The 18,851-nt window shown below is 71.8% G+C and carries 21 protein-coding genes and 1 pseudogene; 9 read left to right on the forward strand and 13 right to left on the reverse strand.

What is annotated here, in order from left to right; genetic code table 11:
- The gene (locus AH6_RS05810) at positions 1–1,290 is read left to right on the forward strand and encodes an alpha-glucosidase/alpha-galactosidase (RefSeq protein WP_067474717.1); all 1,290 of its coding nucleotides are present in this window, start codon (positions 1–3) and stop codon (positions 1,288–1,290) included.
- Positions 1,291–1,352: 62 nt separating this feature from the next.
- On the opposite strand, the gene AH6_RS05815 is transcribed toward AH6_RS05810, so the two are convergent.
- The 3 genes from AH6_RS05815 to AH6_RS05825 are packed head-to-tail and all read right to left on the reverse strand — an operon-like array spanning position 1,353 to position 4,476.
- A complete protein-coding gene (locus AH6_RS05815) occupies positions 1,353–2,228 on the reverse strand; it encodes a carbohydrate ABC transporter permease (protein ID WP_218005721.1) in 876 nt (291 codons plus the stop codon).
- Positions 2,225–3,196, reverse strand: a complete 972-nt coding sequence (locus AH6_RS05820) for a carbohydrate ABC transporter permease (protein WP_218005722.1) — start codon at positions 3,194–3,196, stop codon at positions 2,225–2,227. The genes AH6_RS05815 and AH6_RS05820 overlap by 4 nt, the downstream gene beginning before the upstream one ends.
- Complete coding sequence (locus tag AH6_RS05825) at positions 3,193–4,476, reverse strand: ABC transporter substrate-binding protein (RefSeq protein WP_067474719.1); 1,284 nt, start codon at positions 4,474–4,476, stop codon at positions 3,193–3,195. The genes AH6_RS05820 and AH6_RS05825 overlap by 4 nt, the downstream gene beginning before the upstream one ends.
- Before the next feature lie 281 nt (positions 4,477–4,757).
- Here AH6_RS05825 and AH6_RS05830 point away from each other — a divergent pair, with 281 nt between their 5' ends.
- The 3 genes from AH6_RS05830 to AH6_RS05840 all read left to right on the forward strand — a co-directional run bounded on the left by AH6_RS05830 (position 4,758) and on the right by AH6_RS05840 (position 8,136).
- The gene (locus AH6_RS05830; protein WP_067474723.1) at positions 4,758–6,278 is read left to right on the forward strand and encodes a hypothetical protein; all 1,521 of its coding nucleotides are present in this window, start codon (positions 4,758–4,760) and stop codon (positions 6,276–6,278) included.
- A gap of 122 nt (positions 6,279–6,400) precedes the next feature.
- A complete protein-coding gene (locus tag AH6_RS05835; RefSeq protein WP_067474726.1) occupies positions 6,401–7,084 on the forward strand; it encodes an alpha/beta fold hydrolase in 684 nt (227 codons plus the stop codon).
- 149 nt (positions 7,085–7,233) lie between these two features.
- Entirely contained in the window at positions 7,234–8,136 is a 903-nt protein-coding gene (locus AH6_RS05840; protein ID WP_067474729.1) for an NADP-dependent oxidoreductase, read from the forward strand.
- Here the strand turns inward: AH6_RS05840 and AH6_RS05845 are convergent, their stop codons facing one another.
- From AH6_RS05845 to AH6_RS46520, 6 genes and pseudogenes are all read right to left on the reverse strand, one after another.
- Positions 8,137–8,757 carry a GyrI-like domain-containing protein gene (locus tag AH6_RS05845; RefSeq protein ID WP_067474732.1) on the reverse strand — a complete coding sequence of 207 codons (621 nt, stop codon included), beginning with the start codon at positions 8,755–8,757 and terminating at the stop codon, positions 8,137–8,139.
- On the reverse strand, positions 8,754–9,341 hold the full coding sequence (locus AH6_RS46515) for a PadR family transcriptional regulator (RefSeq protein ID WP_067474735.1): 588 nt from the start codon (positions 9,339–9,341) through the stop codon (positions 8,754–8,756). Before AH6_RS46515 ends, AH6_RS05845 begins: the two co-directional genes overlap by 4 nt.
- Before the next feature lie 158 nt (positions 9,342–9,499).
- On the reverse strand, positions 9,500–10,369 hold the full coding sequence (locus AH6_RS05855) for an SDR family NAD(P)-dependent oxidoreductase (protein WP_067474737.1): 870 nt from the start codon (positions 10,367–10,369) through the stop codon (positions 9,500–9,502).
- A 7-nt stretch (positions 10,370–10,376) separates the two neighbouring features.
- Positions 10,377–10,625: a hypothetical protein gene (locus AH6_RS05860; RefSeq protein WP_067474741.1), complete on the reverse strand. Its 249-nt coding sequence runs from the start codon at positions 10,623–10,625 to the stop codon at positions 10,377–10,379.
- A gap of 88 nt (positions 10,626–10,713) precedes the next feature.
- Positions 10,714–12,465 (reverse strand): HAD-IC family P-type ATPase, encoded by a 1,752-nt coding sequence (locus tag AH6_RS05865; protein ID WP_281180195.1) that lies wholly within the window; start codon positions 12,463–12,465, stop codon positions 10,714–10,716.
- 63 nt (positions 12,466–12,528) lie between these two features.
- A pseudogene (locus tag AH6_RS46520) lies at positions 12,529–12,663 on the reverse strand (cation-transporting P-type ATPase); the annotation flags it as partial.
- Positions 12,664–12,689: 26 nt separating this feature from the next.
- Here AH6_RS46520 and AH6_RS05870 point away from each other — a divergent pair.
- The 5 genes from AH6_RS05870 (at position 12,690) to AH6_RS05890 (ending at position 15,995) form a co-directional block, all read left to right on the forward strand.
- Positions 12,690–13,106: a CBS domain-containing protein gene (locus AH6_RS05870; protein WP_067474748.1), complete on the forward strand. Its 417-nt coding sequence runs from the start codon at positions 12,690–12,692 to the stop codon at positions 13,104–13,106.
- Positions 13,107–13,224: 118 nt separating this feature from the next.
- Positions 13,225–14,457, forward strand: a complete 1,233-nt coding sequence (locus tag AH6_RS05875) for a helix-turn-helix domain-containing protein (protein ID WP_067474752.1) — start codon at positions 13,225–13,227, stop codon at positions 14,455–14,457.
- 54 nt (positions 14,458–14,511) lie between these two features.
- On the forward strand, positions 14,512–14,826 hold the full coding sequence (locus AH6_RS05880) for a hypothetical protein (RefSeq protein WP_067474755.1): 315 nt from the start codon (positions 14,512–14,514) through the stop codon (positions 14,824–14,826).
- Positions 14,823–15,026: a hypothetical protein gene (locus tag AH6_RS05885; RefSeq protein ID WP_067474758.1), complete on the forward strand. Its 204-nt coding sequence runs from the start codon at positions 14,823–14,825 to the stop codon at positions 15,024–15,026. Before AH6_RS05880 ends, AH6_RS05885 begins: the two co-directional genes overlap by 4 nt.
- Before the next feature lie 171 nt (positions 15,027–15,197).
- Positions 15,198–15,995: an MOSC domain-containing protein gene (locus AH6_RS05890; protein ID WP_067474761.1), complete on the forward strand. Its 798-nt coding sequence runs from the start codon at positions 15,198–15,200 to the stop codon at positions 15,993–15,995.
- Between the two features lie 34 nt (positions 15,996–16,029).
- On the opposite strand, the gene AH6_RS05895 is transcribed toward AH6_RS05890, so the two are convergent.
- The 4 genes from AH6_RS05895 to AH6_RS05910 form a co-directional block, all read right to left on the reverse strand.
- Positions 16,030–16,488: a cyclic nucleotide-binding domain-containing protein gene (locus AH6_RS05895; RefSeq protein ID WP_067474764.1), complete on the reverse strand. Its 459-nt coding sequence runs from the start codon at positions 16,486–16,488 to the stop codon at positions 16,030–16,032.
- Between the two features lie 34 nt (positions 16,489–16,522).
- Complete coding sequence (locus AH6_RS05900; RefSeq protein WP_067474767.1) at positions 16,523–17,380, reverse strand: universal stress protein; 858 nt, start codon at positions 17,378–17,380, stop codon at positions 16,523–16,525.
- A gap of 106 nt (positions 17,381–17,486) precedes the next feature.
- On the reverse strand, positions 17,487–17,981 hold the full coding sequence (locus AH6_RS05905; protein WP_067474770.1) for a hypothetical protein: 495 nt from the start codon (positions 17,979–17,981) through the stop codon (positions 17,487–17,489).
- Positions 17,982–18,000: 19 nt separating this feature from the next.
- Entirely contained in the window at positions 18,001–18,810 is an 810-nt protein-coding gene (locus AH6_RS05910) for an ArsR/SmtB family transcription factor (protein WP_245679190.1), read from the reverse strand.
- Positions 18,811–18,851 lie beyond the last annotated feature (41 nt).

Raw genomic sequence — 18,851 nt, forward strand, 5'->3', positions numbered from 1 at the left:
ATGGCACGCATCGTGTTCATCGGCGCGGGCAGCGTCGAGTTCACCAAGAACATCCTGTCGGACCTGCTCACCCTGCCGGGACTGGAGGAGTCGACGCTGGTCCTGCACGACATCGACGCCGAGCGGCTGGCGACGGCCGAGGCGATGGCCCGCTGGATGGTCGACCACCTCGGGCTGCCCGCCCGGGTGGAGGCGCACACCGACCGGCGGGCCGCGGTGGACGGCGCGGACTACGTCATCAACGAGGTCGCGGTCGGCGGGTTCGCCGCCACCCGCACCGACTTCGAGATCCCCGCCCGGTACGGGCTGCGCCAGACCATCGCCGACACGCTCGGCGTCGGCGGCATCTTCCGCGCGCTGCGCACCATCCCGGTGATGGTGGCGCTGGGCAACGACCTGGCCGAGCTCGCGCCGGACGCGCTGCTGCTCAACTACACCAACCCGATGGCGATGATCCCGCGTGCCGTCTACGAGGGCACGCCGTTCCGCAACGTCGTCGGCGTCTGCCACTCGGTGCGCGACACCCAGGCGCGGCTGGCGGGCCTGGTCGGCGTCCCGGCCGACGAGGTCGCGTTCGTCACCGCCGGGGCCAACCACCAGGCGTTCGTGCTGGAGTTCTCGCACCGGGGCCGGGACCTGTACCCGGTGCTGGACGAGGTGATCGAGAAGGACCCCGAGCTCCAGCGGACCGTGCGGGTCGAGCTGTACCGCCGGTTCGGGCGCTTCCCCACCGAGTCCAGCGAGCACGGCTCGGAGTATCTGCCGTGGTTCCTGCGCCACGACGACCAGGTGGAGAAGTTCCGCATCCCGGTCGGCGTCTACCTGGAGTGGTCGGCGGAGAACCTGGACACCTACGAGGAGACGCGCCGCCGCCTGGCCGCCGGGGAGGGCGTGGAGGTCAAGCCGGAGAACGAGCTGGCGTCGGAGATCATCCACTCGATCGAGACGGGCACCCGGCGCGTGCTGCACGGCAACGTGCGCAACGGCGGCCTGATCACCAACCTGCCCGAGGACGCCTGCGTGGAGGTGCCCTGCGTGGTGGACCGGGCGGGCGTGCAGCCGACCCGGATCGGGGCGATGCCGCCGCAGCTCGCCGCGCTGAACCGCACGTTCCTCAACGTGGGCGAGCTGACGGTGCGGGCCGCGCTGGAGGGCCGGCGCGACCACGTCTACCACGCCGCGATGCTCGACCCGAACGCCTCGGCGACGCTGCCGCTGGAGCGCATCGGCGAGCTGGTGGACGAGATGATCGCCGCGCACGGGGACCTGATGCCGGAGGGGATCCGCTAAGCCCTGGCACAACCGGAAGAGCCGGTCACCGCGAGGCGGTGACCGGCTCTTCCGTCGTCGTGTCAGCCCTTGACGGCTCCGGACAAGGCCTGCACGAACCGGCGCTGCCCGACCAGGAAGATCACCAGTACCGGCACCGTCGCCAGCACCGTGCCCGCCATGATCTGCGACCAGTCGGCCTTGTGCTGCCCCTGGAAGGTCGCCAGCCCGACCTGCACCGTGTACTTGTCCTCCGAGGTGATCGCCACCAGCGGCCAGAACAGGTCGTTCCACGAGTAGATGAACATGATCACCGCGAGGGCGGCGATGGCGGGCCGCGCGACCGGCAGCACCACCCGGAAGAACACGCCCCAGCGCGAGCAGCCGTCCATCCGCGCGGCCTCCTCCAGCTCCCGGGGGAAGCCGCGGAAGAACGAGGTCATCAGGTAGACGCCGAGCGCCGAGGCGAGCTGCGGCACGATCAGCGCGGGCAGCGTGTCGACCAGGTGGACCTTGCTGAACACCAGGAAGGTCGGGATCACGGTGAGCTGGAACGGCACCAGCGTGGTCGCCAGGATCAGCGTCAGCACCGTCCGGCCGCCGAAGAACCGCATCCGCGCGAACGCGTACCCGGCCATGCTGCACAACACCACCTGCGACACCACGACGGTGGTCGACACGATGACGCTGTTGAGGAACCAGCGCTGGAAGTCCGACTCGGCCAGCACCTTGCGGTAGCCGCCGAGGTCGACGCCGCTCGGGATGATCGCGGGCGGGAAGCGGTGCAGCTCGGTCTCCGACATCACCGACGCCGCCAGCATGTACACGAACGGCGCGACCATGAACAACGACAGCGGCAGCAGCACCGCGTGCCGGGCGCTGGGGAGCCGCCACCGTCCCGCCCGGCGGCGGACCGGGCGGGACGGGCGGCGGGTCGGGTGGTCTTGGGCCAGCGTCACTGGAGCGATCCCTTCCGGCGGCCGAGGGCCAGCGCGAGGACGATGACGGCCAGGCTCGCGGCGAACAGCGTGTAGGCGACCGCCGCGCCGTACCCGGCGGTGAACATGTCGAAGGCGAGCTGCCAGACGTAGTAGACGACGGTGACGGTGGAATTGACCGGGCCGCCCTTGGTGGTGGTGACGATCAGGTCGAAGAACTGGAGGCTGTCGATCAGTCCCCACACCGCCAGGAACAACGTGATCGGCTTCACCGACGGCACCACGATGTGCCGGAACCGCGCCCACGGCCCGGCGCCGTCGATCGCGGCGGCCTCCATCGTCTCGGCGGGGATCTCCTGGAGGGCCGCCAGATAGATGATCACGTTGAAGCCGAACTGCTTCCAGATGAAGATCGCGCCGAGCACGTACATCGCCTGCCCGGGGTCCGCGAGGAACCCTTGGGTGGGCAGGCCCGCCATGGACAGCGCGCCGTTCACCACGCCGAAGTCCCTGTCGAAGATGTAGCCCATCAGCAGGCCCTCGGCGGCGGCCGAGGCGACGAACGGCACCAGGAAGCAGACGCGGTAGAACCCGATGCCGCGCAGCGGCTTGTTCAGCAACATCGCCGCCAGCAGCCCGAGGACCAGCGAGGCGGGCACGTACATCGCGACGAGGGTGAGGGTGTTGCGCAACGACGTCCAGAACACCGGGTCTTCGGCGAGCGTGCGGTAGTTGGCCAGCCCGACGTTCTGGCCGCCCGTCATCAGGTCCGAGTCGGTGAACGACAGCCGCAGCGCCCAGGCCATCGGCAGGAACGAGAAGCCGAGGACCAGCAGCGTGGACGGGCCGGCGAACGACCAGCCCGCCACGTGCTCGGCCAGCCTGCGGCGGCGGGGTCCGCCGCCGGGCGCGGGGCCGCCGCGCGTGCGGGAGGCGGTCCCGTCCGCGCGGCGTCCGGCGCGCCCGCCGGTCGCGGTCGGCGCGCTCACTCGCCGGGCACCTTGAGGATGGCGTCGGACTTGCCCGCCGCCGCGTCCAGCGCCTGCTGCGGCTGCGCCCGCCCCAGCAGCACCGAGGTGATGCCCTCGGCGACGAAGGCGGAGACCCGCGCGTACTTGGTGGACACCGGGCGGATCTGCTTGGCGTTGGCCAGGTTCTCGGTGATCGTCTCGATGCCCGGGTAGCGGCGCGCGTAGCCCGCGTAGCCCGGCAGGGAGGAGATGGAGCGGCGGGTGGGCAACGAGCCGGTGTCGTTCATGAACCTGAGCTGCTGCTCGGGCGCGGTGAGCCAGGTCAGGAACTCGGCGGACGCCTTGACGCGGCGCTTGCCGTGGTCCAGCACGACCCAGGAGTCGGGGCCCGAGACCGTCTGGTGGTCGCCGTTGGTGCCCGGGAGCATGGCCACGCCGTAGTCGAGGCCCGCCGCCTTCAGGTCACCGAGCAGCCAGGGCCCGGCGAGGAACAGCCCGAGCCGTCCGGACTCGAAGAGCTTCTGGCCCTTCTCCCCCGGCGTGGAGTCCAGGTAGACCGACTTGTCCTGGACGGCCATCTGCTGCACGCGGGTGAGGGCCTGCACTCCGGCGGGCGCGTTGAACGCCGCCTTGCGGCCGTCCGGCGACAGGATCGTGCCGCCGCCCTGCCACAGCAGCGGCCACAGGGCCCAGGTGGTCTCCTCACCGCCGCTGATCGGCCAGGACGTGCCGTAGGTCTTGGCCTTGGGGTCGTTGACCTTGGCGGCGGTCGCGCGGAAGTCGTCCCAGGTCCAGTCGGACTTGGGCCGGGGCGCGCCGGCCTTGTCGAGCAGCTTGCCGTTGTAGAGCACCACCAGGTTGTCGACCACGGCGGGAAAGCCGATGACCTTGCCCTTCACGGTCGCGGTCGCGGTGGCGTTGGGCCAGAAGTCGCCCCAGCCCACCTCGGGGGCGGTGACGAGCTTGGTGAGGTCGGCGACCTTGGGGCTGCGCGCGATGTTGGCCGACCAGGAGCCGTACATGTAGGCGATGTCGGGATAGGCGCTGCCCGCCATGGCGGCGGTGACCTTGGGCAGCATGGCGTCGGCGGTGACCCCCGCCGACGACGCCTTGACCCGGACGCCCGGATGGGTCCTGTTGAACTCGTCCACCAGCCCTTCCAGGGACTTGGCGGCGGCCTGCTCCTGGCCGTGCCACATGACCAGCTCGACGGGCCCGGTTCCGGCGTCGTCGCCGCCGGAGGAGCAGGCGGGCACGGCGAGCAGCAGCGCCGCCAGCAAAGGCACGATCTTCTTCATGGAGGATCCTTCCGGTGTTCCGCCATGATTTCCGCAATACGGAAATACATTCCAGAATGCGGTCAAGCTAACAGGGTGATCGTGCGCAGGTCAAGGGCTCGCCGTGCCGCTCGTCACACCGGCGCGGCACCGGCGGATCGGTGCCCGCACCGCCGTGCGGACGCGCCCTGGAGCGGACCGCCGACAGCACCCGCCGTCAACCGGACCGGTAAGGACGCGGGAGCCCGGTCACTGTCAGTGGTCCGCTCTAGCATCCGTGGTAGTTGATTTGAGGAGGATCGATGCGCAGGCCGGTCGAGGGCGAGGTGCGTGTTCACTACGGGCAGCTCTACGTCGTGGGGAACGATGGTGGCGTCCACGGGCTGAGTGCCGCCTTCGCAGGGCAGACGTCAGGGCTCTGCGGGGCCGCGGTGCCGGGCTTCCTGTGGCTGATGACCGGGCTCCACACCGGGGCCGTGGGGTTCACCGTCGAAGTCCATGAACACGCGCCGGAACTGGACCCGGCCTGGGAGGACGTCGTGGAGGTGTCCTTCCGGCCGCAGACCTCCACCACCTTCCTCGAACTCTGGGGCGGAGAAGGGTTTTGGGATCTGGGTCTCGAAGAGACCGACCACCGGGTGCGCTACTGCGCGCAGGGGATGGACGAGGCCAGGGACCTGGACACGCGCATGGACGAACCGCAGGCGGACCACTACCTGCTCCAGTTCTGGCCCGCCCCGCCCGAGCCGGACCGGGTCGTCCGGCAGACGTCCGATGCAGCCGCCTACTGGCACCGGCACGCCCGCGAACTGCCGCCGCCTCCCACGGCGGCCGAGCGCGCCGCGGCCGAGCGCGCCGAGGCCAAGCGGCAGGCCCGCGCCGAGCGGAAGCGCGCCGACCAGGAGGAGCGGCGCAAGAGTGAACTGCGCGAGTGGGGCGGCCGGTCGCCGACCGAAGCCCTGCGTGCGGCGCCGAGCGCGCAGAGCTTGATCCGCTATGACGCCGACCTCGTGCGCGCGCTCGACGCCGCAGGGCCCGGCGTCCAGCGCGGGGTGGCCGTGTTCGCCGCCCGGAGCGCCGCCACGGCGGCCGGTATCGCCGATCTCGACTGGGTCGCCCCCGCCCTCGCGGCGCTCGCTCAGGGGCGTCCGCTCCCGGCCCCCTTCGACGACCGGGACCGCATGTCGCAAGCCCTGGGCTCCGACCCGAACGTTCCGGACCGCACGGTCGGCGAGGCGGTACCACCGAAGTCCGAACGCCCCTCGGGGCCCCTGCGGTACTCGCAACCTCACATGGCCCTGCCGGCGGTGCCTCATGCGGCACAGCCCGATGCTCTTGAAGCCGCGCTCAGTGCGGTGTGGGACGCGGTGCACGCCTTTGGTGAGGACTACCCGGCGTTTCTTCGGGAGGTCCGGGAGATCTGCACGGCCCTCACGGAAGACGGCTCCTCCATGGCGGATCCCTACGGCGCTCCGGCTCCCGTCCAAGAAGCCGAGCAAGGGACGCTGCCCGCGCCCGTCGTACCGGAGGCCGTCGGCGACCTGCTCGACACCGACCTCATCGACGGTTTCACCCTCCGGATTCCGGCCCACCCGGACCTGGTGGTGGGCTATACCGTCCAGATGGAGTGGGTCGTCGACGGCTCTTCCACCATCCGATGGACTCCGATCTCCGAACCGGACACGCCGATCGAATGGACCCTCGACATGGACGCGGCCTACGCTGCCGCGTACCGGGGAGGTGCGGAGGTCTTCTACGTCCTGTGCCGCGACGAGGACACCATCGTCGCCAAGTCGAAGTCCCTCAGATTGCGTGTCCGCTAGTGCTGTGAGCGCGCGGGTTCGTCGGGCCGGTTCCGACGATCGTGCTCTGGGCGGAGCCCGGTGTCAGAGCCTTCCGATAGCGTGCCGACGACCCGAACCGACTCCGCTGCGGGAGAACCACCGTGGACATCCTGCTCATCGCCGGCTTGTGGCTCGACGGATCTGTCTGGGACGACGTCGTGCCCGAACTCACCGCGCTCGGCCACCGTCCCGTGCCGCTGACCCTTCCGGGCCAGGGCGTCGGCTCCGCCTCAGCGACCCTTGACGACCAGGTGGAAGCGGTGCTCGCCGCGATCGATGCGGCGCCCGCGAAGCCACTGGTGGTGGGGCACTCCGCAGCGTCGACCCTGGCCTGGCAGGCCGCCGACGCGCGACCGGGGAAGGTGGCCAAGGTCGCCCTGGTCGGCGGCTTCCCCGCCCCTGACGGGCGGGCCTACGCCGATCACTTCGCGATCGAGGACGGCGTCGTGCCCTTCCCGGGCTGGGACCTCTTCGAGGACGCGGACGCCGCCGACCTGGACCGGCAGGCCCGGGACCGCTTCGCGGCCGCCGCGCTGCCGGTCCCCGAGGGGGTCGCCCGGGGGATCGTCCGCCTGACCGACGAGCGCCGCTTCGACGTTCCCGTGGTGGTCGTCTGCCCCGAGTTCACCCCCGCCCAGGCCGCGGAGTGGATCGCCGCCGGCGAGAGCCCCGAACTCGCCCGCGCCGCCCACCTTGAGTACGCGGACCTCGACTCGGGTCACTGGCCGATGGTCACGCGTCCCCGCGAACTCGCCGCCGTCCTGGCAAAGGCCGCCGCCTCCTAGCGGCGCCGGATCGGGCGGTCAGGCCGCCGCCGGCATCGGTCGGCTGCCCTTCCCGCTGGGGCTGCGGGCGCGTTCCCTACGCTGGACCACGAGAACGTCGACGTTCCATCGGCGCAGGTAGGCGTCCTGATTCGGCATCGGAGCACAGGGTGAAGGCAGTCCGTTTCCAGCAGTTCGGCGGCCCGGAGGTCCTTGAGATCGTGGATCTCCCCGATCCGCAGCCGGGTCCCGGCCAGGTCCGGATCGCGGTGCGCGCGGCCGGTGTCAACGCGAGCGACTGGAAGAAGCGCCGGGGGCTGATGGACGAGGGCCTTCCGCAGACGCTGGGCTATGAAGCGGCGGGCGTCGTCGACGAGATCGGCGAGGGCGTCGCGGACGTGGCCGTCGGCGATCGTGTGTTCGGCCTCTCCACCGAAGGGATGGCTCAGGCAGAGCTGGCGGTGTTGTCCCACTATGCGCCGGTCCCGCCGTCGCTTGACTTCGCCGAGGCCGCCGCGCTGCCCGCCGCCGTCGAGACGGCCACGCGCGCACTCGACCAGCTCGGCGTCGGGAAGGGCAGCGCGCTGCTCGTCAACGGGGCCTCAGGCAGCGTCGGCAGCGCGGCCGTCCAGCTCGCCGTGGCGCGCGGCGCGCGGGTGATCGGTACCGCGAGTCCGGCGAACCACGAGTACCTGCGCTCGCTGGGGGCCGAGCCCGTCGCCTACGGGCCGGGCCTCGTGGAGCGGGTCCGCGCGCTCGCTCCCGGCGGCGTCGACCTGGCGCTCGACGTCGCCGGGAGCGGGGTGCTGCCTGAGCTCATCGAGCTTGCCGGGGGCGCGGAACACGTCGTCACGCTCGCCGACTTCGGTGGCGCGCAGGAGCACGGGGTGTTGTTCAGCCGTGGGGACGCCGGTCGTGCGCTCTACGTGCTCGGCGAGATCGGCGAGCTGGTCGAGACCGGACGCTTCACGCCTCCTGCCGTGCGGACCTTCCCGCTCACCGAGGTCGCGGAGGCGCACCGCACGGGCGAGGACGGTCACGTGCGCGGGAAGCTCGTCCTGCTGGTCGGCTGATCAGTCCGCCGTCCGGACCGGTTGCCGGAGGACGGTCTTGAGCTTGGCGGGCTCGGTCCGGCGCTGGTCGCTGAGGTAGATCTCGTGGTGGAGCCCGCTCATCCGCAACTTGTTGGCGGCGAGGTACTCGTCGTGCAGCCTGGCCAGCGCGGGGCCCTCGTCGTCGTACGGTCCGACGTGCAGGAGCTGGGCGCTGGTCCCCTCGTGCAGGACCTCGCGGCGGACGTCGGCGATCGCGGGGAGGCCCTTCTTCGCCAGTGCGGTCTTCCTGGCGTCGTCGATGTGCTCCTCGGTGATCCAGTCGGGCTGGCTGATGAGCATGCGCCAGGACCACTCGTCCTTGGCGCGGGCGGTGAACACCTCCGGGCGGTCGGACCACCACAACCCTTCGAGCGGGCCGACGACGAAGTCCCGGTCGAGGTCGCGCTTGCTGGCGAACTTGACCGTGTAGGCGACGGCGTAGAGCGCCTCGACGGCGCGGGCGTAGTCGGTGCTGGTGTTGGGGTCGCCGTGGCCGTCGATGGCGAGGAACTGCTGCTCGGGCACGTCGACCAGCGCCCAGTCGGCGTTCTTCGGCGCGTAGTACGGCTTGAGCTCTCGCTTGATGTCGTAGCGGGTCATGACCCGTCGTCCTTTCCGGTGGGGTGGCTCGCGGGGGGTCGGTCGCCGGGCTCGGCCAGTGCCGCCCGGTAGTCGGCCAGCCACCGCTGTTCGGCGGTCAGCTGGCTCAGCGTGTAGTCGAAGATGGCGCGGACGAAGCCGGGCAACCCGGGCTGGGCGTCGCGGGTCGCGCCGAGGGCGGCGATCTTCTCGGCCAGGGCCTCGGCCCGCTGGTCGAGCGCGGCCCGGAGGTGCTCGGGCGCGATGACCGGCTGGTTGGCGAGGCCGACCAGGAGGGGCGGGAACACCGGCCGGAGTTCGGCCACCGCCGCCTCGGCCGACTGCGCGCACACCCGGCGCCCCTCGGCGGTAGGCCCGTACACCCGGCGGGCCTTGCCGCGCGCGGGCCGCGACCGGTCGATCTCGGCGATCAGGCCGCGATCGCGGAGCCGGGTCAGCAGGTAGTAGATCGAGCTGAAGCCGATCTCGGTCCACTCGCGCATGCCGCGCGCGGTGATGACTTCGTCCAGTTCGTAGCCGTGTCGCGGCTGTTCCACGAGCAGGCCGAGCAGAGTCAGCTCGGCGGGCGTCAGGTCGGCGGCCATGCTTCTATTCTAGTACTAGAATAGAAGCAGATCAACGGTGTTGGTGAGGGACACCGCCGTCAGCGGCCGGGCTGCGTGACGCGAAGCCAAGCTTGGCCAGGAAGCGGCCCTCGGGCAGGTTCCGCCGGATGATCCGGATGGTCTAGCGGTGGACGGGCTCAGGAAGGCGATCGCCTGACGTGTTCTCGCGGTCCTCCGGAAGGCATCAGGTGGCGGCTCTGGGCGGTGACGCGCACCGCCGTCCTCGGAGCCAGCCGGTTCAGCCGCCACAGCAGCCGCATCTGCGCCGGAGCGATGATGATGGGCCGGTTGCGGTCGACACCGGCCAGGACCGCGTCGGCGAGCCGGTCGACCGGGTACAGGCCGAGCTGGAAACGCCGGGCGATCTGCCGCCAGCCGTTCTCCATGCCGGTGCGGGGCAGCCCGGGATTGACGCGTTCGAGCAGCGGGGTGTCGATGAACCCGGGACAGGCCACGGTGACCCGCACCCCGTGCCGGGCGGCTTCGGCGCGGAGCGCCAGCGACAGCCCGACCACCGCGTGCTTGGCGGTCACGTACGGCAGCATGAACGGCACCGGCGCGAGCCCGGCCATGGACGCGACGTTGACGATGTGCCCGTGCCCCTGCTCGATCATGATCGGGTAGGCGGCGTGCACCCCGTGGACGACGCCGTGCAGGTTCACCGCCAGGGTCCGGTCCCAGTGCTCGGGCGACAACGTCTCGGCCCGTCCCGCCACGAAGATCCCGGCGTTGTTGACGACGTAGTCCAGCCGACCCTGCCGGTCCCGCACGCCGTGGATCAGGGCTCGTACGGCTTCGGCGTCGGCGACGTCCAGCACGGCCGCGGCCGCTCCCAGCTCGTCGGCGGTGGCCTGGACGCCGTCCGCGTCGATGTCGGCGAGGGTCACCGCGCAGCCGCGCCGCACCAGCCGGGCGGCGATCGCGGCCCCGATCCCGGACGCCCCGCCGGTGACGACGGCGACGGGAACGCCATTCCCGGTGCGCGAGCCGCTACCTGGAAACCTCATCAGTTCCTCAGCGGTGCAGCCAGTAGGAGATGAAGCGGTCGACGGTCGCGAGTTCCTCGCCGAAGGCCAGGAACGGCGAAGTACTTAGCAGCCCGACGGGAGCGGCCCCTCCATCGGACGCCCGATCGTGCGGCGCGCAGGGCGCGGGCATACCGACCAGCAGGAGGTGCCGGAGCCGGTGCCGTTCACCGTCGGGGTGGTGGAGCGCGCAGTCGGCTCCCCGTGCGTCCGGCGTGCGCACCTGCTCGTTGATCATCCCGGCGATGCTAGGCGGGCCGTTCGGAGGCGATCCAGCAGCGGCGGCCAAGGTCGTCTAAAGCCTTGGCCGCTGGCATCTTCCCCCTCTATTGGCGGAGGCGCGGTGCCCATTTCGCCAGCTCGATGACGCCGTAGGTCAGTACGGCCACCGCCACGACGCGCGTCCAGGCGTCGGTGCCGAGCGGGGCGGAGTGGAACAGCTCGTTCATGAACGGCGCGTAGGTGTAGAGCGCCTGCACGGCGAGCAGCGCGAGGGCCCCGACGCCGACCCAGGGGTTGCGGCGCACGCCGCGCCACACCATCGGCCGGTCGATGGACAGGCAGTTGAACAGGTAGGCCAGCAGTGTCACCGCGAAGACGTTCACCACGACGGTCCGGGCCTCGGCCAGGGACGCGCCGTGGTCCTGCTCCCAGTGGAACAGGCCGAACGCGCCCGCGAGCAGGATCGCCGCGACCAGCAGGACGCGGGCGGTCAGCGCCCGGGTCAGCAGCGGCAGGGACGGGTCGCGGGGCGGACGGCGCATGATGTCGTCGTCGCGGGGCTCGACGGCGAAGGGCAGGCCGAGGATCAGCACGGCGGTCATGTTCAGCCACAACACCTGCACCGGCAGGATCGGCAGCTCGCCGCCGCCCAGGACGGCCGCCATCAGCACCAGGCCCAGGCCGATGTTGGCGGGCAGCGCCCAGACGATGAACTTGACCAGGTTGTCGAAGACGCCGCGGCCCTCCTCGACGGCGGCCTTGATGGAGGCGAAGTCGTCGTCGGTGAGGATCATGTCGGCGGACTCCTTGGCGACCTCGGTGCCGCCGCGCCCCATGGCGATGCCGATGTCGGCCTGCTTGAGGGCGGGCGCGTCGTTGACGCCGTCCCCGGTCATGGCGATCACGTGCGAGCGGCTCTGCAACGCTCGGACCAGCCGCAACTTCTGCTCGGGCGAGACGCGGGCGAACACGGCGGTGCGCTCGACGGCGTCGGGCAGCTCGTCGTCGGAGCAGGCGGCCAGCTCCGTCCCCGTCAGCACGGCCCCCTCCAGGCCGATCTGCTCGCCGACGGCGCGCGCGGTGGCGACATGGTCGCCGGTGATCATCTTGACCTGGATTCCGGCGGCCCGGCAGGCGCGGACGGCCGGGGCGGCCTGGTCGCGGGGCGGGTCGTGCATGGCCTGGAGGCCGAGCAGGGTGAGGCGGGGCAGCCCGTCGAGGCGGGTGGTGCCGGGGGCGAGGTCGGCGCGGGCGAAGGCGAGGACGCGCAGGGCGCAGCGGCCGTAGCCCTCCACCAGCTCGTCGATCCGCCGCCGGTCGAGGGGTTCGGGGCGGCCGTCCAGGCGCAGGTCGCCGTGCGGCGCGTAGCCGGTGCCGGTCACCTCGTAGCGGCGGCCTCCGGCGGCGATGTCGGTGACCGTCATCTGGTTCCGGGTCGGTGTGCCGGTCTTGTCGGTGCAGATGACGGTGGTGCTGCCGAGGGTCTCGACGGCGGGCAGGCGGCGGATGATGACGTTGCGCCGCACCATGCGGGCCACGCCGAACGCCAGGGTGATGGCCACCACGGCGTGCAGTCCCTCGGGGATGGCGCCGACCGCCGGCGCCACGGCGGCGGTCAACATCTCCGCGACGGGCTGCCCGCGCAGCACCCCGACGGCGAACGTGACGGCGGCCAGGCCCAGGATCGCGACGGTGACCAGCTTGCTGAAGTGGGCGATCTTCTTAGTGAGCGGCGTCTGCACGTCGGTCGCCTGGTCCACCAGCCGGTGGACCAGGCCGATCTCGGTGTCCGCGCCGGTGGCGGTGACCAGGCCCGCGCCCTGGCCGTAGGGGGCGAACGTGCCGGAGTAGGCCATGTTGCGGCGGTCGGCCAGCGCCGCGTCCACGAACTCGCCGAGGACGGCGGTGATCACCGCGGCGGCCAGCAGCACGTAGATCAGCGGGCTGTGGAACTGGAGGAGGAACCGCAGGAAGGGCCCTCGCCTGCGAGCTGCGGGGAGGGCGTTCGGTCCGTACCGCGCCAGCCGCTTCCCCGCCTCGGCCGGGGTCAGCCCGCGCTCGGCGTCTGGCCTGGGAGCTCATGTGCCGGGCGGAGATGCACCACCTGCCGGTCGTCGATGACCGGGGGCGATGCCTGGGCGTGCTGGACGCACAGACGATCACCATGGCGTGGGACACGACCGGCCCCGGCCGGGCGCGCAAACCCGTCACGGTCCTGCTGCGCGGCCGGGCACCGGCGACGGTCGCCCCGGAGACACCGATCCCGGACGCCGCCCGCGCCATGCTGGAGTCCGGCACCGACAGCGTCGCGGTCGCGGGGGAGGATGGTGCGCTGCGCGGCCTGATCACCGGCCGCGACCTGGTCGGCGCCCTGGCAGGCGAACCGCGCAGGCGAGGCGCACACCGTTCGGGCATGCCGTCCCTCTACCGGATCGAACCGATCCTGCCCGACCGCCCCACCGTGCACCCCGGCACCAGCCGGATACCTCCAGCATGACCCCCACCCCGGACGAGCCGGCGTCCCGTCTCCCCGCCTTTTGCGTGTGCCCTGCCATGCGTGAGGCCCTGCGCCTACCGTGGGAGTTGTCGAGGCTTCCACGGAAGGGGCAGGGCCTATGTCCGGAGCTCACACCGATCCAGCCGACCCGACCCTGACCACCGGGCAACGCATCAAGTTCTACCGGCAGCGGCAAGGGATGTCCCGAGCGGTGCTCGGCGAGCTGATCGGGTCGAACGAGCGCTGGATCAAGGCGGTCGAGAACGGGCAGATCCAGCATCCCAAGCTGACCGCCCTCATCGGCATCGCCGAGGCCCTCAGGGTGCGGGACCTCGGGCAGCTCACCGGCGGGCAGGCGATGCCGACCACGATGTTCAGGGGCCCCGGCCATCCTGCCCTGCCCGCCGTCCGGGACGCCATCAACGTCGTGACGGTGGCGACCGACGCCGAGCCGTCCCCCCTGCCGCACTTGCAGGCGCGGCTGGCCGCGGCCTGGCGGGCACGGCATGCGGCCCCCGATCACCGGACCGTGCTGGGCGGGCTGCTGCCGGACCTGATCCGCGACGCCAAGCGCGCGGCGCGCGCCTACGAGGGCGCCGAGCGGCGGCGAGCGCTGGCGCTGCTCGCCGAGACCTACAACCTGTGCCAGTTCTTCGTGGCCTACCAGCCCGACGCGGGCCTGCTGTGGCGCGTCGCCGAGCGGGCGATCATGGCCGCCGAGGAGTCCGAGGACCCGCAGGCGTTCGGGGCGTCGCTGTGGCTGCTGGCCCAAGCGCACCGGGACGCCGGGGATTTCGACGCCGCCGAGTCGGTCAACCGGCAGGGCATGGACGTGTTGCGTCCGGCCGTCGCCGACGCCGGCGACGACCTGCGCGCGATGTGGGGCGCCCTGCATTTCGAGGCGGCCTACACCGCGGCGCGCACCGGCCAGGAGGGGGTGGCGTGGCGTTGGTGGGACCAGGCCGACACGATCGCCCGGTCGCTGCCGCGGTCGCACTACGACCCGATGACGTCGTTCTCGCAGGCGATCATGCCCGCGCACGCGGTCACGGTCGCGGTGGAGTTGCGCAAGGGCGGGGAGAGCGCCCGGCAGGCCCGGCGCGCGAGCGCCTCGGCGATCCCCTCACGACCCCGGCGCGGTCGACACCTGATCGAGGTCGCACGAGCCTGGCAGCTCAGCGGCGACACCTCGGCCGAACTCGGCGCGCTCGACAACGCCTACAGCACCGCCCCGGAGACGATCCGGTACAACAGCCACGCGCGGCACATGGTGTTCGACCTGGCGGAGAGGCCGGGCTCGTTGCGACGGGCGGCCAACGACCTTGCCGGGCGGGTCGGCCTGCTGGTGTGAGGGGGACACGATTCGTGTCTCCTTCGGTTGCGCTCCAGAGCGACCCTGTGACGCATGACGCAGACGAGCGCGACGGATCAGCGCGCGATCGCCCGCCGTCTCGACGCCGAACGTCCGGGCTGGACGATCTGGTGGGGACCGGCGACCGGGCACTTCTGGGCGATGCCCGCCCGGGGCGCGGCCGTGCCGCTGATCGAACGGGCCCGCCCGGACGAACTGGTCGCGGCGATGCGCGAAGTGGAGGCGTGGCACGACTGGCCAGGTTCCGGCGGACGCGCGGCCAAGGCACGACTCAACCGGCCCGATAAGGCTGACGCGTGGCCCTCGGACGTCCCGGCCGTGCGCCACCACCGTCGGGAGTTTCCATGAGCGACGATCCGGAGCGCGCCAAGGGGAAGCAGCTTGCGCGCAAGCTCGCGGCGTACGACGCGCTGATGCTGAACCTGCCGACGGCGGCGCACCCCTTCCGTGGAGACCCCGAGGTCGTGAAGCGGGCTCTGGAGATCCTCAACGAGCCCGATCTGGAGGCCGCTGAAACGGGAACTGATTCCGAGCAGGACATCCCCTGAGGTGTCCTCGTATGACCTCTGCTTCTGCTCATCCGCTCGGCAACGGCGAGGTTGTGCAGGCGAGCGATGCCGACCATGTCATGTGACCTGACGGCCTGCCCGTTCCAGAAGATCATCTCAGCGGCTAGGTTCGGTCCCGGACGCACGACCGACGAAGGGCCGGACCCCCTGATGGACGACACGCTGGGCACCGTGGCGGCCCTGTACCGCTACCCCGTCAAGTCGATGCTGGGCGAGGAGCTGGACACCACCGAGATCGCGGCGGGCGGTGTGCGGGGCGACCGGGCGTGGGCCCTGGTCGACCACGAGACCGGGAAGGTCGCCAGCGACAAGAACCCGCGCCTGTGGCGCGACCTGCTCAAAGCCCGCGCCACCTGGGACGGCGACGGCGTCCGGGTGACGCTCCCGGACGGCACCGCCGCCACCGGCGACCGCTCCCTGTCGGACTGGCTGGGCAGGACCGTCACGCTCACCGGCGTCCCGCCCGAGGGCGCGACCCTGGACCGGGCCGTCCCCGAGGAGGTCCTCGACGCGGGCGTCACCGCCACCGTCGCCGTCGAACCGGTCGTGCTCGGGCAGGGCGCGCCTCCCGGTGCCTTCGTGGACTTCGCCCCCGTCCACCTGATCAGCGCCGCGACGCTGCGCGCCACCGGGGCCGAGGCCGTCCGCTACCGCCCGAACCTAGTCCTGGAGACCGGTGGCGAGGCGTACGAGGAGAACGGCTGGGCGGGCCGCACCCTGACCGTCGGCTCGGCCGTGCTCCGGGTGATCATCCCGACACCACGGTGCGCCGTCCCCACCCTGGAGCATGGCGACCTGCCCCGGCTGCCGCAGACGCTGCGCGTCCCGGCGAAGGAGAACCTGGTGGAGGCCGTCCCCGGCATGGGCCGCAGCGCGTGCGCGGGAGCCTACGCCGAGGTCATCCGACCCGGCCGCATCACGGTCGGCGACCGCGCCGCCCTGGGGTGACCGGGCCCCGGCTTGAGCCTGTGCTGCCGGGACGTCAGCGCAGGACCCCAGGCACGGCATGCTCCCGGGCGTTCTCCATGCGGTCCAGCAGCACCGACATGAGTCGCGTCGTCAGCCGGTAACCGAACGACGGGTCGGCCGCGCACAGCGTGCGCACCAACCGGCCGTCGAACTCCAGCGCGCCACCCGGCTGCGAGACCAGCGCCCGGTAACGCCACCGGTGCGGCGGAACCATCCAGGACCAGCCCAGCACCGTCCCCGGCCCGAGCGTCTCCACCACCAGGTCGCCGCGCCCCGGCACGCGCAGGTCGAGCGACACCTCTCCTGAGCCGATGAGCCAGAAGCGCTCCGCGGGCTCCCCCTTGCCGAAGATGCGATGCCCCTCCGCCCACTCGACGCGGCGCGCGGCGCTGGCGAGCCGGGTGAGGTCCTTGGACGACATGCCGCTGAAGAACGACTCGCGGCCCAGGTCCTCGGCCTTCGCCCTGACCATTGGTGTGCCCCTTTCGTCCGGTGGGTGGCGGCCGTCAGTGCCGGTGCTCGGCGTGCACGACGGCGATCGAGCACGGGGCCAGTTGCAGCATCGCCAGGCTGGTGGCGCCCAGCAGCAGGGGGTGCACCCCGCGAGCGCCCCGGTCGCCCACCACCAGGAGGGCGGCTTCCGCGGCGGCGTCCAGCAGCGCTTCGCGGGGGTCCTTCAGCACCAGCGAGGTCACGGCCTCCACCTGCGGGTACTTGGTCAGCCACGGGGCCACAGCGCGTTGCAGCCGCGCCCCGGCCGCACGCTTGAGTTCCTCCGCGTCCGCGAACAGCGCGATCTCGGACTCCGCGACGGCGCTGGGCTCCCAGCACCCGTAGACGGCGCGCAACCGCTGGCCGTGCACGGCCGCCTGCTCGAACGCGAACGCCAGCGCCGCGTCAGCACCACGGGAACCGTCCACACCAACGACGATCTCGCCCTCGCCCTTGGCCCGCCCGCGCACCACCACGACCGGGCAGCGCGCCCGCGCGGGCACCTGGAGCGCCGACGAACCGACGGGCAGTTCGGCGTGCTCGTGCGATCCGACCACCACCATCTCCGCGTTGTGCGCCTCGTGCAGCAACGCCGAAGGCGCCGGGCCGTCCATCAGCACCCCGCGCACCTGCACGCCGGGCGCGCACCGCTCGGCCAGGCCCACGCCCTTGTCCAGGATGAGCTGCCCCATCCGCTTGATGACGGCGACGCCCTCGTAGTCGATGTGGCTGATGGGGTAGGGCCAGCTCCAGGCGTGGCAGACGGTCAGCGGCAGGTGCCGCCGCCGCGCCTCGTCGGCCGCCCACCGGACGACCGCGTCGGCCTCTTTCGTTCCGTCGTAACCGGTGACCACGTGCGAAGGGTGGGACATCTCTCCTCCTCCGGTTGCCTCACCTCCATCGCACCGCTCGGGCCCGCGATCCCCTAGGGCCATAGGGCCCTGGACCGCAGGGACCAACGCCGAGGCCCCCGGACGATCAGGTCGCGGCGCGGCCCGGCAGGAGGGCCAGGAGTTGCTCGGTGTGGCCGGGCAGTTCCGCCTCCGCGAGGCCGGTGAGCAGGTCTCTCAGCGGCATGGGCTGGTCGACCAGGACGGTGCCGTTGGACAGCAGCCGGGCCGGCACCGGCGTGTCGAGCTCGGCGTCGCTCAGCGCCGGTCCGCCGAGCGCGCAGAGGGCGTCCGCCTGGAGGCGGATGCGCTCGCGGAGTCCCGCGTCGCCGCCGGTGAGGGTGATGAGGCGGTCGATGGTCCAGGGGTCGAGCGCCATGCGGTTGTCGTAGGTGGTGTGGGCTCCCGACGCGATGGCGGACACGGCGGCGATGGTGGTGGAGCCGATGATGGCGACGTGCGCCAAAATCTGGTCGGCGTTCCACTCCCCTGCCGGAGGGGCGGAAACGGAGGCGGAGTCGGCCACGGTCGCGGCGGCGTCCAGCAGCGCGCGGTAGGCGTCGTGCAGGGAAGCGGTGTCCATCGGAGTCCTCTTTCTCGGTTCAGGCGTGCTCGCCGGACATCTCCCACGGGGCCTGCGGGAGGGGCTCGCCGGTCTCCAGCAGCGACTTGAGGTTGGCCAGCACCGCCGGCCAGCCGCGCGAGATGCCGCCGAGCATCTCCTGGTTGGGCAGGTTCTCGTGCGTGACGGTGAGGCGGACGATGTCCTCGTGCGGTTCGACGAGGAAGGTGACCAGCGACGGTTCGCGCGTCGCCGCGGCGTCGGGGGCGTCCTCGAAGGTGATGACCAGGCGCGTCGGCGGCTCGCTCTCGACCACCCGGCCGGTGACGTCGACGACGCCCGACCCGTCGGCGCGCCGGTGCTCCCACGGCGAACCCGCTTGCCAGTCCGAGACGTTGGCGTGCCCCCAGTAACGCGCAGTCAGGTCCGCGTCGGTCAGGGCCCGCCACACCTGGTCGGCGCTGGCCCGGATGTAGGTGACGTAGACGTAGGACGGCACGGGGGCGGGTCGCTCGGTCATGGCGTACTCCTCTGCCTGGTGCCGGATGGCACTGATCGTTTCTAGCCGGGGCCGGTCGAACGCCGAGATCCAGCGTTCCCCGATCTCGTGGACGGGCGCCGGGTTGAGGTAGTGGAGCCGTTCCCGCCCGCGCCGCACGACGGTCACCAGCCCGGCCCGCTGGAGGACGTCGAGGTGCTGCGTCGCCGACTGGCGGGCCATGTCGAGGCGCTCGCACAACTCACCGAGCGTCTGGCCGTCGTGCTCGCGCAACCGGTCGAGCAGGAGGCGCCGGGTGGGGTCGGCCAGCGCTTTGAAGATCGCGTCCATCGCCTTGCCTTCGAGGCTCACACCAGCATTATGCAGGTGTTTGCCTGCCTAATGTCAACGGC

The sequence above is a fragment of the Actinomadura hibisca NBRC 15177 genome (assembly GCF_001552635.1).
Lineage (GTDB): Bacteria > Actinomycetota > Actinomycetes > Streptosporangiales > Streptosporangiaceae > Spirillospora > Spirillospora hibisca.

Excerpts from the sequence above, each read along its gene's own strand:
- AH6_RS05810 (WP_067474717.1), top strand. The coding sequence starts at position 1 with ATGGCACGCATCGTGTTCATCGGCGCGGGCAGCGTCGAGTTCACCAAG.
- AH6_RS05825 (WP_067474719.1), bottom strand. The coding sequence starts at position 4,476 with ATGAAGAAGATCGTGCCTTTGCTGGCGGCGCTGCTGCTCGCCGTGCCC.
- AH6_RS05830 (WP_067474723.1), top strand. The coding sequence starts at position 4,758 with ATGCGCAGGCCGGTCGAGGGCGAGGTGCGTGTTCACTACGGGCAGCTC.
- AH6_RS05845 (WP_067474732.1), bottom strand. The coding sequence starts at position 8,757 with ATGACCCGCTACGACATCAAGCGAGAGCTCAAGCCGTACTACGCGCCG.
- AH6_RS46515 (WP_067474735.1), bottom strand. The coding sequence starts at position 9,341 with ATGGCCGCCGACCTGACGCCCGCCGAGCTGACTCTGCTCGGCCTGCTC.
- AH6_RS05855 (WP_067474737.1), bottom strand. The coding sequence starts at position 10,369 with ATGAGGTTTCCAGGTAGCGGCTCGCGCACCGGGAATGGCGTTCCCGTC.
- AH6_RS05860 (WP_067474741.1), bottom strand. The coding sequence starts at position 10,625 with ATGATCAACGAGCAGGTGCGCACGCCGGACGCACGGGGAGCCGACTGC.
- AH6_RS05865 (WP_281180195.1), bottom strand. The coding sequence starts at position 12,465 with ATGGCCTACTCCGGCACGTTCGCCCCCTACGGCCAGGGCGCGGGCCTG.
- AH6_RS05870 (WP_067474748.1), top strand. The coding sequence starts at position 12,690 with ATGTGCCGGGCGGAGATGCACCACCTGCCGGTCGTCGATGACCGGGGG.
- AH6_RS05875 (WP_067474752.1), top strand. The coding sequence starts at position 13,225 with ATGTCCGGAGCTCACACCGATCCAGCCGACCCGACCCTGACCACCGGG.
- AH6_RS05880 (WP_067474755.1), top strand. The coding sequence starts at position 14,512 with ATGACGCAGACGAGCGCGACGGATCAGCGCGCGATCGCCCGCCGTCTC.
- AH6_RS05885 (WP_067474758.1), top strand. The coding sequence starts at position 14,823 with ATGAGCGACGATCCGGAGCGCGCCAAGGGGAAGCAGCTTGCGCGCAAG.
- AH6_RS05890 (WP_067474761.1), top strand. The coding sequence starts at position 15,198 with ATGGACGACACGCTGGGCACCGTGGCGGCCCTGTACCGCTACCCCGTC.
- AH6_RS05895 (WP_067474764.1), bottom strand. The coding sequence starts at position 16,488 with ATGGTCAGGGCGAAGGCCGAGGACCTGGGCCGCGAGTCGTTCTTCAGC.
- AH6_RS05900 (WP_067474767.1), bottom strand. The coding sequence starts at position 17,380 with ATGTCCCACCCTTCGCACGTGGTCACCGGTTACGACGGAACGAAAGAG.
- AH6_RS05905 (WP_067474770.1), bottom strand. The coding sequence starts at position 17,981 with ATGGACACCGCTTCCCTGCACGACGCCTACCGCGCGCTGCTGGACGCC.